The following is a 14256-nucleotide window of genomic DNA, read 5'->3' as shown; positions in this document are numbered from 1 at the left end:
TATGATGATCGCATGACCCGCGGCGACGCCATCTCACACCTCAGAGCCCATGCCGACAGTGTCCGGGCCATGGGCGCGACGTCGCTCTATCTATTCGGATCGACCGCCCGGAACGAGGCCCGGCCCGACAGCGACCTCGACCTGTTCATCGACTACGATCCGGACAGCCGCTTCAACGGCTTCGACCTCGTCGGCATCAAGCTCTTCCTTGAGGACCAACTGGGACAAGCTATCGATGTGACGACCCGCGACAGCCTCCACCCTCGCTTGAAGGAACGAATCGAGCAGTCGGCAGTTCGGGTTTTCTGACTGTGCCACGTGAGTTCCGTCACGCTCTCGACGACATGCTCGTGGCGATCGACGGTATACACCAAGCGACAGCAGGCAAAGATCTCGCGGCTTATGCCGGCGATTGGCTGCTGAAACACGGTGTTCAACGAGGCATCGAGATCATCTCCGAGGCCAGTCGCGCCGTGCCGGCAGACATCCAGGCCCACCGGCCGGAGGTCCCTTGGCGCAAAATCCGCGGCATCGGAAATGTGTTGCGGCACGAGTACCATAGCCTTTCCGATCGTATCATCTGGGGCATCGTGGTGGACGAGTTGCCAGCGCTGCGAAGCGCCGTCGTAGTCCTTCTCTCGGACCCTGATTCCGACGATGGAGCGGGTGCGCCGTGAGGCCGCGTCGCTGACGCCGCGGGCGTCAGGATCTGCATAACCCATATCCTGTATCGCACGCGTCAATCGTTTATTCGCGTAAGAGCGTCCATGCCCCCGACCCGCGACACCGCCGCCCTCGACGATCTCGACCCGAAGAGCGCGCAGAGCCTCCACGCCGCCCTCTCGGCGGAGATCGCGGAGCACGACCGGCGCTATCACGGCGAGGACGCGCCGACGATCTCGGATGCCGAGTACGACGCCCTGCGCCGCCGGCTCGAAACGATCGAGGCGCGCTTTCCCGATCTCGCCGGCACCGGTGAGGCCTCGGCCAGCGTCGGCGCCAAGGCGTCGGACAAGTTCGCCAAGGTGCGGCACGCGGTGCCGATGCTGTCGCTCGGCAACGCCTTCTCGGACGAGGAGATCGGCGACTTCGTCGAGCGGGTGCGCCGCTTCCTCGGCCTGTCCGCCGACGAGCCGGTGGCGTTCACCGCCGAGCCGAAGATCGACGGGCTGTCCCTGTCCCTGCGCTACGAGGGCGGCCGGCTCGTCACCGCGGCGACGCGGGGCGACGGCGAGGTCGGCGAGGACGTGACCGCCAACGTCCGCACCATCAAGGAGATTCCCGAGGTGCTGGCCGGCACGGACTGGCCGGAGGTGTGCGAGGTGCGCGGCGAGGTCTACCTGTCGCACGACGATTTCGCCGGGATCAACGCGCGCCAGGAGGCGGCCGGCAAGCCGCTCTTTGCCAACCCGCGCAACGCCGCCGCCGGCTCCCTGCGCCAGCTCGATCCCAGCATCACCGCCTCGCGGCCCCTGCGCTTCTTCGCCTACGCCGCCGGCGAGATGTCCGAGCCGCCCGCGGACTCGCAGTACGAGATGATCGAGGCCTTCCGGGAATGGGGCCTGCCGGTGAACCCGCTGACGGTGCTCTGCGCCGACGCGCCTGCGATGCTGGCGCATTACCGGATGATCGAGGCGCGGCGGGCCGAGCTCGGCTACGACATCGACGGCGTCGTCTACAAGGTCGACGCGTTCGCGCTCCAGCGCCGCCTCGGCTTCGTCGCCCGCGCCCCGCGCTGGGCGCTCGCCCACAAGTTCCCGGCCCAGCGCGCCACCACGGTGGTCGAGGCGATCGACATCAATGTCGGGCGCACCGGCTCGCTCAACCCGCTGGCGCGCCTGCGGCCGGTCACCGTCGGCGGCGTGGTGGTGTCGAACGCGACGCTGCACAACGAGGATTACGTCCACGGCGTCGATGCCGACGGGAACCCGATCCGCAGCGGCGTCGCGATCTGGAAGGGGCAGTCCCTGCGGGAGGATGCCGACCTGGCGCTGGGCTCGGACGTGCGCGTCGGCGACACGGTGGTGGTCCTGCGGGCCGGCGACGTGATCCCGAAGGTCGCCGACGTGGTGCTGGAGCGCCGGCCCGCGGAGGCCGTGCCCTATCGCTTTCCCGAGACCTGCCCGGCCTGCGGCAGCCACGCGGTGCGCGGCCTCAACCCGCGGACCGGCAAGCTCGACGCGGTGCGCCGCTGCACCGGCGGCCTGATCTGCCCGGCGCAAGGCCAGGAGCGGCTGAAGCACTTCGTCTCGCGCAACGCCTTCGACATCGAGGGCTTCGGCGAGACCTATATCGAGACCCTGTTCGAGGCCGGCCTGGTGCGCCAGCCCGCCGACCTGTTCCGGCTCGACTTCGAGCCGCTGAAGGAGGCCGTGGTGGCGCGGCGCCAGGCGCTCTCGGCCGAGCGGGCGCTCGCCGCCGGCAAGGAGATCAAGAAGGCGGGAAAGAAGAAGGACGACGAGGACAAGGCGATCAAGAACCTGCTCGCCGGGGTCGAGGCGCGCCGACACATCCCGCTCAACCGGTTCATCTTCGCGCTCGGCATCGAGCAGGTCGGCGAGGCGACCGCCAAGGCGCTGGCCAAGCACTATCCCGACATGCCGGCCCTGATGACGGGCGTCGCGGCAGCCGCGGCCTGCCAGCCCGGGCCGGACTGGATCGCGCTCGCGAGCCTCGACCGCGTCGGGGCCACCACCCGCGACCGGCTGCTCGCCGCAGCGGCCGACTCCCCCGAGGCCGACCTGCTGGCCGGCGGCGCGGTGGCGCGCCTGTCGGCCCCGCAGCGCGCCGCCCTGGTCGAGGCCTATGGCGACTCAGGTGGCGTGCGGGCGACGGTGGAGCGGGCCGCGACGCAAGCGCCCGGCGATGCCTACCGGGCGCTCGCCGATGACGGCGAGATCGGCGCGGTGACCACCGCCTCGCTGATCCAGTTCTTCTCCGAGGCGCACAACGTCAAGGCGGTCGAGGCCCTGCTCGCCGAGGTCGAGACCGAACGGGCGGCCGCCCCCGCGCAAGCGGCCGCGTTCAGCGGCAAGACCGTGGTGTTCACCGGCTCGCTGGAGCGGATGACCCGCAGCGAGGCCAAGGCGACCGCGGAGCGCCTCGGTGCCAAGGTCTCGGGCTCGGTCTCGGCCAAGACCGACCTCGTCGTGGCGGGGCCGGGCGCCGGCAGCAAGCTCAAGGATGCCGAGAAGCACGGCGTGAAGGTGATCTCGGAGGAGGAGTGGCTGACGCTGGTGGCCACCGCCTGAAAAACGGCGTCTTCGCGGGGAACAGCGCGGGCATGACCAGCCCCCGCACCCTCGCGATTGATTTCGAGACCGCCAACGAGCGCCGCGACAGTCCCTGCGCTGTCGGCCTCGCCTGGATCGAGGGTGGGCGCGTGGTGCGGCGGGAGGCGCGGCTGATCCGGCCGGCGGAGATGCGCTTCTCGCCGGGCAACATCCGGGTTCACGGCATCCGGCCGCGGGACGTGGAGCGGGCGCCGTCCTTCCCCGAGGCGATGGCGCCGTTCCTGCCGGACATTGCCGGCAGCCTGGTGCTCGCCCACAATGCGAGCTTCGATGTCGGGGTCCTCTCGGCGACCCTGCGGGCCTACGGCCTGCCCCAGCCGGCCTATGCCTCGCTCTGCACGGTGCAGCTCGCCCGGCGGCACTGGCCGGGGGAGGGCGGGCAGGGCCAAGGGACCTACCGGCTGTCGTCGCTCGCCGCACGCGTCGGCGTGACGTTCCGCCACCACGATGCCGGCGAGGACGCCTTTGCCTGCGCGGAGATCGCGCTCGCGGTGATGCGCGAGGCCGGCGCGCCGGACATCGCGAGCCTCGCCCGCCGCCTCGGGCTCGTCCGCGACCGGGCCGGGGAGGGGGCGCCTTCCGCGGAGGGCATCGCCGCTCGGGCCCTGCGCGGCGTGGCGCCGAGCCGCACCCGCGCGCCGCTCCTCCACTTCGTCGTCCGGGGCAGTACCGGCACGCCCTACGACGTGCGGCTGGTCGAGGGCCGCGACGGCCCGCGCCTGCGCTGCTCCTGCGCCGGCGCGCGGTTCCGGCCCGATTGCCGGCACGTCCGGGCGCTCGCGAACGGCGAGATCGACGCGCTGCTGTCGGACAATCCGGGGGATGTGGCGATGCTGGCGGGGCTTTTGCGGGCGGGGTAGGGCCTGGACACGACAAAGGCGGGTCCGCGCTCGCGCGCGGCCCGCCTCGTACGATGACGGCGGTCTTGAAGAGACCCGCGAGGCCTTAATGGGCTTCGCGGACGGCCACCGCACTCGGCGTCAGGCCGAAGCGCTCGGCGAGATGCCAACGCAGCTCGCGGGAGGAATGGTAACCGTAGCTCTTGTCGATCAGATGGCTCACATCGGTGGAGCCGGCCTCGCCGTAGCGATTGATCTGGTCGACGTGGAAGGTGGTGCCGTCATTGAAGACGGAGGGCGCGCCGTCGCGCCGGGTGAACTCGAACAACATGTGTCTTTTCTTCTATCATTGCGGCGCTCCGCAGGGGAGCGACTGTGCGTGGCAGGCGGCCAGGGAGGCCGCCAGCGGAGCCAAAGCGAGCCCGCGGGCTCACGACGCTCCAGTACGGCCGAGGTTCCGTAACCTTAACGGAATTATCGTTAAGGTTTCGTGAACCCCGGGCCGGGAGGCCGCCCTCAGGCGACCTGCAGGTTCACGGCCGACATTTTCGTGCTGTCGCGCCGGTCGGCCTGCAGCTCGTAGGAGACCTTCTGGCCCTCGACGAGGCCGCGCAGGCCAGCCCGCTCCACCGCGGAGATATGGACGAACACGTCCTTGCCCCCGTTATCCGGCTGGATGAAGCCGAAGCCCTTCTGGTCGTTGAACCACTTGACAGTACCAGTATTCACGCGGTCGTCCTCGTCTCGTTAGAAGTCGCAGCGGACGGCCCTCGCATGAGGGCCGCACGGCGCGACGGCGCCAATTGTCCGGGGGTTGGCTTCGTGTGGTGGGCTCGAGATCCCTCCCGGGACCCATCGCCCGAGGCCGCCCGCCCGTTGCCGCTGATCCCCATGTAGGAAGCCAGTCTGTCCGGAACAAGGCAGGGCGACCATTCTCGATGCGCGCGGGCCGCGTGTCAGCGGTTGGTGCGCCCGCGCTGGTTGGGATCGACCCCGCCTTGCGGCGTGGTGTCGTTGGCAACGTCGCCCTCGTCGGTATTGGCCCCGGCGAGATCCTCCGGATCGCCGCCGGACATCGTCATGCCCTTCGAGGTGCCGATGCCGGGATTGCCCTTCAGGTCGGCGTCGGTCGGCGTGGTGGTCTTCGGCTGCTTCGAGGTCATGCGGCGCTCCGGGTACGGTGAGCCGGCCTAACGGTTGAGAGCCTGCTCCAGTTCGCCGCGGCTCATGCGCGAGCGGCCCTTGATGTCGCGGCGCTTCGCCTCGTCGTAGAGCGCGGCGCGGGTCGCCTGGGACCGCGTGTCGCGCTCCTTGGCCCGGGTGCGGCGGAAATTCGTGCGGTTGTCGGCCGGGCTCTCCTGGTTCGAGGCGCCGGCCTCGCGCAGGGCGATGGCGATCGCCTGGCGGCGGTCGGTGACCGGCTCGCCGTCGCGGCGCTCCAGTTCGCCTTCCTTGAACTCGTGCATCACCCGGGCGATCGTGCCCTTCTGGGCTCCGGTGGTGGTCGTGGTGGTCTTGCGTGCGGCCATCGGCGTCGTCCGGCGGTTCGGGGCGCAAGGCGCCCGGCATGAACCGTCAACGCCCCCGATGCCCGGCCGTTCGCGTCCCTGCCCGTGCGATTCCCCGAGGGTTTCGGCCCCCGCGGGACCGCCCTGCGCGGTTTTCCCTGTCGCGCCCGGCAGATTGCTCCCATATACCGACGACATCGTACAGTGTCGGACGCTCCATGGCGGGTATCTCGGTTTCCCTCGAAGGTTCCAACATCCAGCTCTCGTTCCAGAAGGACGACCAGGCCACCGCGGTCATCATGGATGCCAGCGCGGCCCGCGCCCTCGTGCGCGCGGTGGGCCAGCTCCTGACGGCCATGCACGAGCCGGACGAGGGCGAGGTCGACGAACTCGGCGACGACGAAGCGGCGTTGCTCGACGTGACCTCCCCGGCGATCGAGGTCGGCACCGACGAGCAGGGCCAGGCGGTGGTGGCGCTCCAGGCCGGCGGCCTGCCGCCGTTCCAGCTCCGCCTCACCGACGAGGAGGCCCGGCACGTCGCCACCTCGCTCAACGAGATCCTGAACGCCCCGCGGGACGTGCGCAGCTCGCATGGCGGGCACTGACCGCGGCCGATCGGCCGTCGACGTGACGAAGGGCGCCCCTCGGGGCGCCCTTCGTCGTTTCAGAACCGCGTGCCGGGATTGGTCGGGCCGCCCGGCAGGTAATCCGGCTCGGAGCCGGGCCCGGTCGGGTCGGTGATGCCCGGGTCGTTCACCGGGTAGGGCGAGCGCGGCCCGGTCGGACCGGTATCGGGCAATTCGTCGGGGCCGACCGGGGGCGGGATGTCGCCCGGGATGCCGCCGCCTGGATTCGGCTCGCGGCCGGGCAGGCCTGGATTGGCCATGTCGTATGCGGCCATGTCGTGCCTCCTCTGGGGGTTGGGATCGTGCGGACTCAACCGGCCCGGGCCGTGGCAGTTCCGTCGCGGCAAGGCGGCGGAACCGGGCTGACGCGGGGTCGTTGCCGGGGCACATCCCCCCTCGGAGACCGACACGATGCCGAGCATCGAGCAGGCGAAGATCCTCATCATGGCGACCGACGGCTTCGAGCAGTCGGAACTGGAAGTGCCGAAGGCCAAGCTCACGGAGGCTGGCGCGCAGGTGACGGTGGCGGCACCGCGATCGCGCCAGAAGCCCGACAGCATCCGCGGCTGGGACGAGACCGACTGGGGCCGCCCGGTCCCGGTCGATGCCGATATCGAGAGCATCGACGCGTCGTCCTACGACGCCCTGGTGCTGCCCGGCGGCCAGATCAACCCGGACAAGCTGCGCCTGGAGCCGAAGGCGCTGGAGATCCTGCGCGGCTTCCTGTCGAGCGGCAAGGTCGTCGCCGCGATCTGCCACGCCCCCTGGCTGCTGGTCGAGGTCGGCGCCGCCAAGGGCCGCAAGATGACCTCGTTCTCCTCGATCAGGACCGACGTGATCAATGCCGGCGCCGAGTGGCACGATCTGCCGGTGGTGACCGACAAGGGCATCGTGACGAGCCGCAACCCGGGCGACCTCGACGCCTTCTCGGCCAAGATCATCGAGGAGGTCCAGGAGGGCCGCCACGACCGCGCGGCGGCCTGACGAAGAGCGTCCCGAGAGCACGGAAAAGGCCCGGGCGGCGGAGGCCGCCCGGGCCTTTCCCAGGGTGGGCGGGGCGGCTTACCCGATCATGCCGGCGCCGAAGGTGGTGTCGGCGAAGCGCTCGCGGCCCTCGAGGGCGCCGTATTGCAGGTAGTGCTGCATCGGGTCGATCTTGGCCTGCGCGACATCGCCGTAGGCGGCGAGGTACGCCGTCGTGTCGAAGCCCTTCGACGGGTCGCGGCCCTCCTTCCAGCCATACTGGTCGTAGTGCATCAGCGGGTCGATCCCGGCCGCCTTCACGTCCTGGTAGGCATCGCGGTAGCCCTTGGCGTCGAACACCGCGTTCGGGTTGCGGCCCTCCTTCCAGCCATAGGTCTGGTAGTGATCGTAGGCATAGGCGGACGGGTCCCTGCCGGACGCCGTCGCGGCGTGCGCCACGTCGAGGTTCGACAACAGATAATACTCGGCGTCGAAGCCCGGATGCACGGCGAGGTCGGTGGCCTTGCCGATCGCGTCGTCGATCGCCCGGCCCTCGCCCTGGCCATACTCGATGTAATGCTTGAGCGGATCGATCCCTGCGGCCCGCACATCCGCGTTGCGGGCGAGATAGAGCTCGGTGTCGAAGCGCGCCGATGGGTCACGGCCCTGCTTCCAGCCGGCCTGGTCGTACTGCGCGAGGGGATTGACGTTCGCGGCCCGCACGTCCGGGTTGGCGGCGAGGTAGCCGGTGGTGGAGAACAGGGCGCTCGGATCGCGGCCCTCCTTCCAGCCATCCGCCGCGTAGTGGGCGTCGGCGTCCCAGCCGGCGGCGAGCACATCCTTGTTGCTCGCGAGGTAGTACAGGTCGTCGACCAGCGGCGAGCCGTCGGCGGTCACCACCGTCGCGTCGGTGAAGACGTAGCGCTCGAACCCGGTCACCCGGCCTTCGCCCTCCGGCCCGACGATCAGCGCATAGGCGCCGTCGCGGGTCACGGTGGCGTCGGCGAGCCTCGAGTGGAGCACCAGGGTGTCGGTCCCGGTCGACCCGTCGGCGTTCCGGCCGCCGAGCAGGATGTCGTGGCCGGGCGAGGCGACGACGGTGTCGTCGCCGGCGCCGCCGCTGATGATGTCGTCGAAGGCCGTGCCGGAGAGCGTGTCGCTGCCGTCGGTGCCGGTCCGGACGACCCCGCGGGCCAGCACCGTGTCGCTGCGGGCGGCGAGGTTCTGGATCCGGGTATCGCTAGCGGGCGGGGTGTCGGCGGTGCCGTAGGGGGTCGTGGCGTAGAAGGCGCGCAGGTATTCGGCCAGCGCGTCCTGCTCGGTGCCTTGCGCCGAGAAGGTCGCGGCATTCGGCAGCGACGCGCCCGGCCGGGCGGTGGCGAGGGCCACCTTGTTCTCGCCATAGGCTGGGAACGGATAGTTGTCGCCCCCCAGTCCCGGGGCGCTCGACGAGCCGGTGGCCAGGAAGTCGAGGGTGACGGTACGGATGCCCCGGTCCGGATCGCCGACGACCTGGCCGTTCTGCACCAGGGTGTCGGTGATCCGGCCGCTCCCGTCGACGATCGCCGCATTGAGGATCCGCTGGCCCTCGCGGGTGACGGCGCCGTTGGCGTCGAGGGTCTGGGCGGTCCTGGTGGCGTCGAAGGAGAAGCTCAGGCCTCCGATCTGGGGGAACTGCCCTGGCGTCGCGCCGGCCGTACTGGCCGAGACCGCGTGCTCCAGGATCCGCTTCATCTCCAGCGCCGAGACCGTGGTGACGGCGAGCGCGTTGTTGAAGCGCAGCGAGTTGGTGACGTCGAGCTGCGAGATGTCGCCCGCCTGCTTGCCGGCGGAGGGGTTCGCCGCCGGGGGCAGCTCGGCGGTGCCGCCGCCGGCGGTCGAGAACGAGCCGATCGAGTCGCGCAGGCCGCCACCGTTCTTGATCGAGACCGCGACCGAGGAATCGTACTGCTTGGCGTACCAGAGGTTGGCGTCGGCGCTGAGGTCGCCGAGGTTGGTCTCCTCGGTGCGGACCTCGCCGCGGCGCCCCTCGAGGTAGACGCTGGTGCGGCCGAGGATGTTGCCGTCCTGCTGGCGGATGACGTCGGCGACGCCGGCGGTCTCCTGGATCCCGTCGTTGTTGACGTCGAGGCCCTCGATCATTTCCTTGACGAGGTAGCCCTTGGTGCCGGGCGCGAAGGCCAGGTCGGTCGAGCCCCAGGTCCGGGCGATCGAGTCGCCGTTGACCGGGATCGCGCCCGAGGTCTGCGGCGTGATCGAGTCGCGGATGATGTTGCCCTGGTCGTCGAAGGTGACGGTCAGGCGGCCGAGATAGGAATATTCCGATGCCGTGTTGACCAGGGCCAGGGTCTGGCCCGAGGCGTTGGTGAAGAGCTGCGGGTAGGCGCCGCCCGGGACGTCGCCCGGCTGGAGCCGGTCGTCGGAATCGGCCAGGAGGGTGTGCGAACCGCCGCCGATCAGGACGTCGACGTTGCGCAGCAGCGGCGCCAGCGCCTGCTCGTTGGCAAGTTGCTGCAGGTGGGTGCCGACGATGACCTTGTCGAGGCCGGGATTGGCCGCCAGCACCCGGTCGACCTCGGCGTTGATCTGCTGGGCGAGCAGCGCGATCTCGTCGCGGCCGGTGAAGCCGTCGAGCGTGACGTTGCCGAGCGTGGTCAGCAGCGGCTCGAGCTGGGTGGTGGCGCCGATGAAGGCGATCCTCTCGCCGTTCTCGACGATGATCGTCGACTTGGCGATCTTGTCGGCGCCGGTGCCGGTCTGGGTCGAGGCCGGGCCGGTCTGGGCAAAGGTGGCGCTGTCGCCGTCCTGGTGGACGAGACCCGAGAGCGACGATTCGCGGGAGAAGTTCAGGTTCACCGACAGGTAGGGGAATTGCGCCCCGACCCAGGTGTCGTCGGCCGCACCGGGGGCCGAGCCCAGATTGGCGCCGATGATGTTGGCGACCTCGGTCGGGCCGGAATCGAACTCGTGGTTGCCGAACACCGCGGCCTGGACGCCGATGACGTTCTGGATCGTGATGTCGGCCCGGCCCGGCGAGGCGGTCAGCCGGCTGTAGGCGGTGGCGCCCGACAGCCCGTAGAGCTGGTTGTAGACGCCGTTATAGGTCGCGTTCAGCTGCGGGTCGGCGCCGGCGATGAAGAACGGGCTCGGGATCCAGCCGTCGCCGGTCGAGAGGGTGATCGAGTTCGGGACCGCGTCCTCGAACCGGTCGACGAGCGCGGCGAAGATCGGCGCCCGCTGGGTCGCCAGCAGGCCGGCCTCCCAGTCCGAGGCGTGCAGGATCTGGAGCGTGTAGGTCATCGGGACGGCCTTGCTGGGTGGTGGAGTCGGGTTGGTCCTGCGCGAGGCCCGCGACGGCGTGGCCGGCGGCGTCGGTGACCGGGATGGTGCGGGTGTCGCGCGCCCCGTCGACGAGGATGATCGCGCCGGTCCCGGCCCTTACCGCCTCGCCGACGCGCGGGGTGACGGCGGCGGCGTCGGCCGGGGCGGCGGCGGGCGCGATGCGGGTCCCGATGGTTTCCTGGACGTGGAGCCGGCTCGTCGGCGAATCGCAGGCCGCCGCCTCGGCGTCCGGTGGCACCTGCCTGGCGATGGGAGCGGTGGGATCCCGCACGAGCCGGGGCGCGCTCGCCGCCGTCGGCCGCGTAGTGGCTGTCGCGCCGGAGCGACCCTGGAGCGAGGGCGCCGCGGCGGGGATCGCAGTGCCGCTGGCGAGCGTCGTGGCCATGGTTCCAGCGTCTCCGGACGCGCGGGGAGAGCGGCGACGCGACAGGCGTGCTTACCCGTCGGCGCGCGCCTGTTAGGTCTTGGGCGGACGGGGAGACGCAGCGGCGCCGGGCTCGCCCGCGATCGTTCGACGTGTCGGACCGGAAGGGCGGGGAGGCTGCCGTGTTACGGCATGTTTCGGACTGTGTTCGCTCTGTAGGGGCGTTCTGCGACAGTGCTGTGAAGGTTGCCGGCGGCCAGGGCCAGCCGCGGGCGCCGGGCCGGGGCGTTTCCAGCCCGGACGCGGATCGGCCCCTGAACCGAATGGCGCGCTCTCGCTTTGAACGCACGACGACGCCGAGGTCCCCATGCTCTACGAACTCGCGACCCTCTCATGCCCGCTCCTTGCCGTCGGCCAGGCATCGGAGGGCGTTCATGCCTGGATCGATGCGCCCGATGCGAAGGGGGATGTGCTTGGCTGCTGGCGAACGGAGATCGGCACACTCGGGCGCCTGATCGTGCTGCGGGGGTTCGAGGCACCGGAGGATATGACGATCGAACGTCGGCGTGCCCTTCTGAGCGCCAACCCCTTCAATGCCGGAAGCCTGATCACGGCGCTGACGATGGACAGCTACGCGCCTTTCCCCTTCCTGCCGTCAATCCGGACGGGAGATCGTGGTGGCGTCTATGAGTTCCGGACCTATCATCTCAAGCCGGGTGGTCTGACACCAACGCTCGCGGGCTGGGAGGCCGCGATCGAACCGGCACGCGAATACACCGAGCACCTCGTCCTGAACATGTATGCCCTCGACGGCATGCCGCGGATCACGCATCTCTGGGCCTTCGCGAGCCTGGCAGAGCGAGCCGGCTTGCGGTCCCGCGCCTATGCGGCCGGCGTCTGGCCGCCGAAAGGCGGCCCCGAACAGATCGCGGACGCAACCTCGACCATCGCGCTACCCCAGGGATTTTCTCCCCTGGCCTGAGCGTCCCCCGCGCCGCTCCGGCTGTCCACCCTCGGCGGCCCTTCGCGCGGCCGGGCTCCGCCCTGACGGCCATGGATCCCGGGACCCGACGGCGTCGAGACCCGGGATGACGGCGAAGAGATGGAGGAGTCGATGCGCGACGACGGGCCCGACCGGCCAGGCAGGCTCTGGCGCGTTCGGCCCGTCCCTACTGCGTCCCGCCCTTCGCCTCCTTCTGGAACTCCTCGATCACGTCCTTGCCGACGCGCTTCGCCATGTCGGCGGTGACGGGTTCGAGCGCCGCCTTCCAGGCCGCCTTCTCGTCGGCGGTGAGCGTGACGAAGGTGGTCTTGCCCGACTTCTTCATCTCGTCGAGGGCCTCGGCATTGTCCTTGTCGGCGACCTCGTTGGCGTAGACGGTCGCCTCCTTCATCGCCTTGTCGAGCTCGGTCCGGATCTCGGCCGGCAGGCCGTCCCAGAACTTCTTGTTGGTGATCACCGCGTAGCCGATATAGCCGTGATCCGAGAGGGTCACGTATTTCTGCACCTCGTGGTGCTTCTGGGTGAACATGTTCGAGGGCGTGTTCTCCGAGCCGTCGACGACGCCGGTCTGCATACCCTGGTAGACCTCCGAGAAGGCCATCACCTGCGGGATCGCGCCGAGCGCGCGGAACTGCGCCTCCAGCACCTTCGAGGACTGGATCCGCATCTTGAGGCCGCGGAAATCCGCCGGCATCCGCAGCGGCTTGTTGGCGCTCATCACCTTGAAGCCGTTGTCCCAGTAGGCCAGCCCGGTGATGCCCTTGGTCTGCAGCTTGTCGAACAGGCGCTTGCCGAGCGCCCCGTCGGTGACCCGGCGCAGGGCCGCCTTGTCGGGCAGGATGTAGGGCAGGTCGAAGACCTCGAACTCCTTGGCGCCGAGCGGCCCGAACTTCGCCAGCGACGGCGCCAGCATCTGCACCGCGCCGAGCTGCAGCGCCTCGACCTCTTCCTTGTCCTTGAACAGCTGCGAGTTCGGGTAGACCTCGACCTTCACCTTGCCGCCGGTGTACTTCTCGGCCAGTTCCTTGAACTTGTCGGCACCGCGGCCTTTCGGGGTGTCGGGCGCGACCACGTGGCTGAACTTGATCACGATCGGGGCCTGCGCCAGCGCCGCCCCCGACAGGAGCAGGAGGGCGGTGCCGGCCGCGAGCGCGCGGCGGGTCAGAGTCGGCATGGCGTTTCCTCGTTCTCGTTCTGGTTTGGTCGCGAGGCTGACAGTTCGGGCCCGCCGGCGCAATCCGCCGAACGCCTAACCCTCGGCCTCCGCCTCCAAATGGGCTTCGGCCTCCATGTGGATCTGCCCGCCGGTCGCGGTCCAGGCGCGAAAGCCCTCGCCCTCCGGCCGTCCCGCCACCGCGAAGTGCGATCCGGCGATCATCGGCGCGACGCCGCGGTAGCGGAACCGGGCCGGCACCCGGCCGAGGCGCGACGCCGCCAAGTTGAGGAGCAGGCTCGCCTGCATCGGCCCGTGCACCACCAGGCCGGGATAGCCCTCGACCTGGGTCGCGTAGGGCTGATCGTAGTGGAAACGGTGGCCGTTGAAGGTCATGGCCGAGTAGCGGAACAGCAGCACGGAATTCGCCTCGACCGACCACGCCGCCGCATCCTCGTCCGGGGCGGGCTTCGCCGCCGGCGCGGCGTCGCCCGGCCGGCTCGCCTCGCGGTAGACGATGTCCTGCCGGTCGCGGATCGCCGGGCCGCGCTCGGTCAGGTATTCGTGCCACACGGTGACGAAGCAGAGCGTGCCGGTGCGACCGCGCTTGACCGTCACGTCGGCCACGGATTCGCGCCGCACCACCCGGTCACCGACGCGCAACGGGGCCAGGGTCTCGACCTCGCCGCCAGCCCACATCCGCCGCGGCAGCGGCACCGGCGGCAGGAACCCACCCTTGGCGGCGTGGCCGTCGGGCCCCAGCGCGTCGGCGGCCGGGGTTTCGGGGGCGAGGCACCAGTGCAGGGCCAGCGGCGCCTCGCCCTCCGCCACGGGAGCGAGGTGGGGCGCCAGCGTCGCCCGGTACTCGGCCACGAGGCGCGGCGTCACGACGTCCTCCACCTCCCGGGTGCGGCCGATCCAGCTGCGCAGATGGTCGATGTCGATCTCGGGCATCACGCATTCCCTGTCCGTCGCCCGCTCTAGAGCAGCCCCCGATCGCGTTGCAATCGGGGGCTGCCCTCGGTCCCTGATTTTGCCGCATCGTCTGCGACGAACCGGCATCCGCCTCGTCGGACAATGCTCTCGCGGGCCTGACCGGTCCCCTATCGGTGCGATTTCGCGCCCGCACACCTGCCGCCTGGACCTGGCATCGGCACGGTGCTTA

General features: G+C 70.3%; 14 protein-coding genes and 1 pseudogene. 7 read left to right on the top strand and 8 right to left on the bottom strand.

Annotated features, from left to right (window positions below; genetic code table 11):
- Positions 1-12 precede the first annotated feature (12 nt).
- The 4 genes from FF100_RS05385 to FF100_RS05370 all read left to right on the top strand — a co-directional run bounded on the left by FF100_RS05385 (position 13) and on the right by FF100_RS05370 (position 4153).
- Entirely contained in the window at positions 13-309 is a 297-nt protein-coding gene (locus FF100_RS05385) for a nucleotidyltransferase family protein (RefSeq protein WP_139034898.1), read from the top strand.
- A 35-nt stretch (positions 310-344) separates the two neighbouring features.
- Positions 345-677 (top strand): HepT-like ribonuclease domain-containing protein, encoded by a 333-nt coding sequence (locus FF100_RS05380; RefSeq protein ID WP_139034541.1) that lies wholly within the window; start codon positions 345-347, stop codon positions 675-677.
- 90 nt (positions 678-767) lie between these two features.
- Positions 768-3251 carry an NAD-dependent DNA ligase LigA gene (gene ligA, locus FF100_RS05375; RefSeq protein ID WP_139034540.1) on the top strand — a complete coding sequence of 828 codons (2484 nt, stop codon included), beginning with the start codon at positions 768-770 and terminating at the stop codon, positions 3249-3251.
- Between the two features lie 32 nt (positions 3252-3283).
- The gene (locus tag FF100_RS05370) at positions 3284-4153 is read left to right on the top strand and encodes a 3'-5' exonuclease (protein WP_139034539.1); all 870 of its coding nucleotides are present in this window, start codon (positions 3284-3286) and stop codon (positions 4151-4153) included.
- Positions 4154-4238: 85 nt separating this feature from the next.
- On the opposite strand, the gene FF100_RS05365 is transcribed toward FF100_RS05370, so the two are convergent.
- The 4 genes from FF100_RS05365 to FF100_RS05350 form a co-directional block, all read right to left on the bottom strand.
- A complete protein-coding gene (locus tag FF100_RS05365) occupies positions 4239-4463 on the bottom strand; it encodes an AsnC family transcriptional regulator (protein ID WP_139034538.1) in 225 nt (74 codons plus the stop codon).
- A 185-nt stretch (positions 4464-4648) separates the two neighbouring features.
- Positions 4649-4861 carry a cold-shock protein gene (locus tag FF100_RS05360; protein WP_048429112.1) on the bottom strand — a complete coding sequence of 71 codons (213 nt, stop codon included), beginning with the start codon at positions 4859-4861 and terminating at the stop codon, positions 4649-4651.
- Positions 4862-5088: 227 nt separating this feature from the next.
- A complete protein-coding gene (locus tag FF100_RS05355; RefSeq protein ID WP_058618884.1) occupies positions 5089-5295 on the bottom strand; it encodes a hypothetical protein in 207 nt (68 codons plus the stop codon).
- Between the two features lie 27 nt (positions 5296-5322).
- Positions 5323-5661 (bottom strand): DUF6496 domain-containing protein, encoded by a 339-nt coding sequence (locus FF100_RS05350; protein ID WP_139034537.1) that lies wholly within the window; start codon positions 5659-5661, stop codon positions 5323-5325.
- Positions 5662-5858: 197 nt separating this feature from the next.
- Here FF100_RS05350 and FF100_RS05345 point away from each other — a divergent pair, with 197 nt between their 5' ends.
- Positions 5859-6245 (top strand): hypothetical protein, encoded by a 387-nt coding sequence (locus FF100_RS05345; protein ID WP_139034536.1) that lies wholly within the window; start codon positions 5859-5861, stop codon positions 6243-6245.
- 59 nt (positions 6246-6304) lie between these two features.
- Here the strand turns inward: FF100_RS05345 and FF100_RS05340 are convergent, their stop codons facing one another.
- Complete coding sequence (locus tag FF100_RS05340; protein WP_139034897.1) at positions 6305-6526, bottom strand: hypothetical protein; 222 nt, start codon at positions 6524-6526, stop codon at positions 6305-6307.
- Positions 6527-6677: 151 nt separating this feature from the next.
- On the opposite strand from FF100_RS05340, the gene FF100_RS05335 reads away from it, so the two are divergent.
- Positions 6678-7250 (top strand): type 1 glutamine amidotransferase domain-containing protein, encoded by a 573-nt coding sequence (locus tag FF100_RS05335; protein WP_139034535.1) that lies wholly within the window; start codon positions 6678-6680, stop codon positions 7248-7250.
- A gap of 78 nt (positions 7251-7328) precedes the next feature.
- Here the strand turns inward: FF100_RS05335 and FF100_RS05330 are convergent.
- Positions 7329-10731, bottom strand: a pseudogene (locus tag FF100_RS05330) (5'-nucleotidase C-terminal domain-containing protein); the annotation flags it as partial.
- Between the two features lie 571 nt (positions 10732-11302).
- Between FF100_RS05330 and FF100_RS05325 the strand changes: the two are divergent.
- The gene (locus FF100_RS05325) at positions 11303-11917 is read left to right on the top strand and encodes an NIPSNAP family protein (protein ID WP_139034534.1); all 615 of its coding nucleotides are present in this window, start codon (positions 11303-11305) and stop codon (positions 11915-11917) included.
- Positions 11918-12104: 187 nt separating this feature from the next.
- Here the strand turns inward: FF100_RS05325 and FF100_RS05320 are convergent, their stop codons facing one another.
- Together FF100_RS05320 and FF100_RS05315 are read right to left on the bottom strand one after the other, a co-directional pair.
- Positions 12105-13112: a TRAP transporter substrate-binding protein gene (locus FF100_RS05320; RefSeq protein WP_139034533.1), complete on the bottom strand. Its 1008-nt coding sequence runs from the start codon at positions 13110-13112 to the stop codon at positions 12105-12107.
- A 75-nt stretch (positions 13113-13187) separates the two neighbouring features.
- On the bottom strand, positions 13188-14045 hold the full coding sequence (locus FF100_RS05315; RefSeq protein WP_139034532.1) for an HTD2 family dehydratase: 858 nt from the start codon (positions 14043-14045) through the stop codon (positions 13188-13190).
- Between the last annotated feature and the right edge of the window lie 211 nt (positions 14046-14256).

The sequence above is a fragment of the Methylobacterium terricola genome (genome assembly GCF_006151805.1).
Lineage (GTDB): Bacteria > Pseudomonadota > Alphaproteobacteria > Rhizobiales > Beijerinckiaceae > Methylobacterium > Methylobacterium terricola.
Note: the sequence above shows the minus strand (reverse complement) of the source record. Positions and strands in the feature narration are given on the sequence as shown.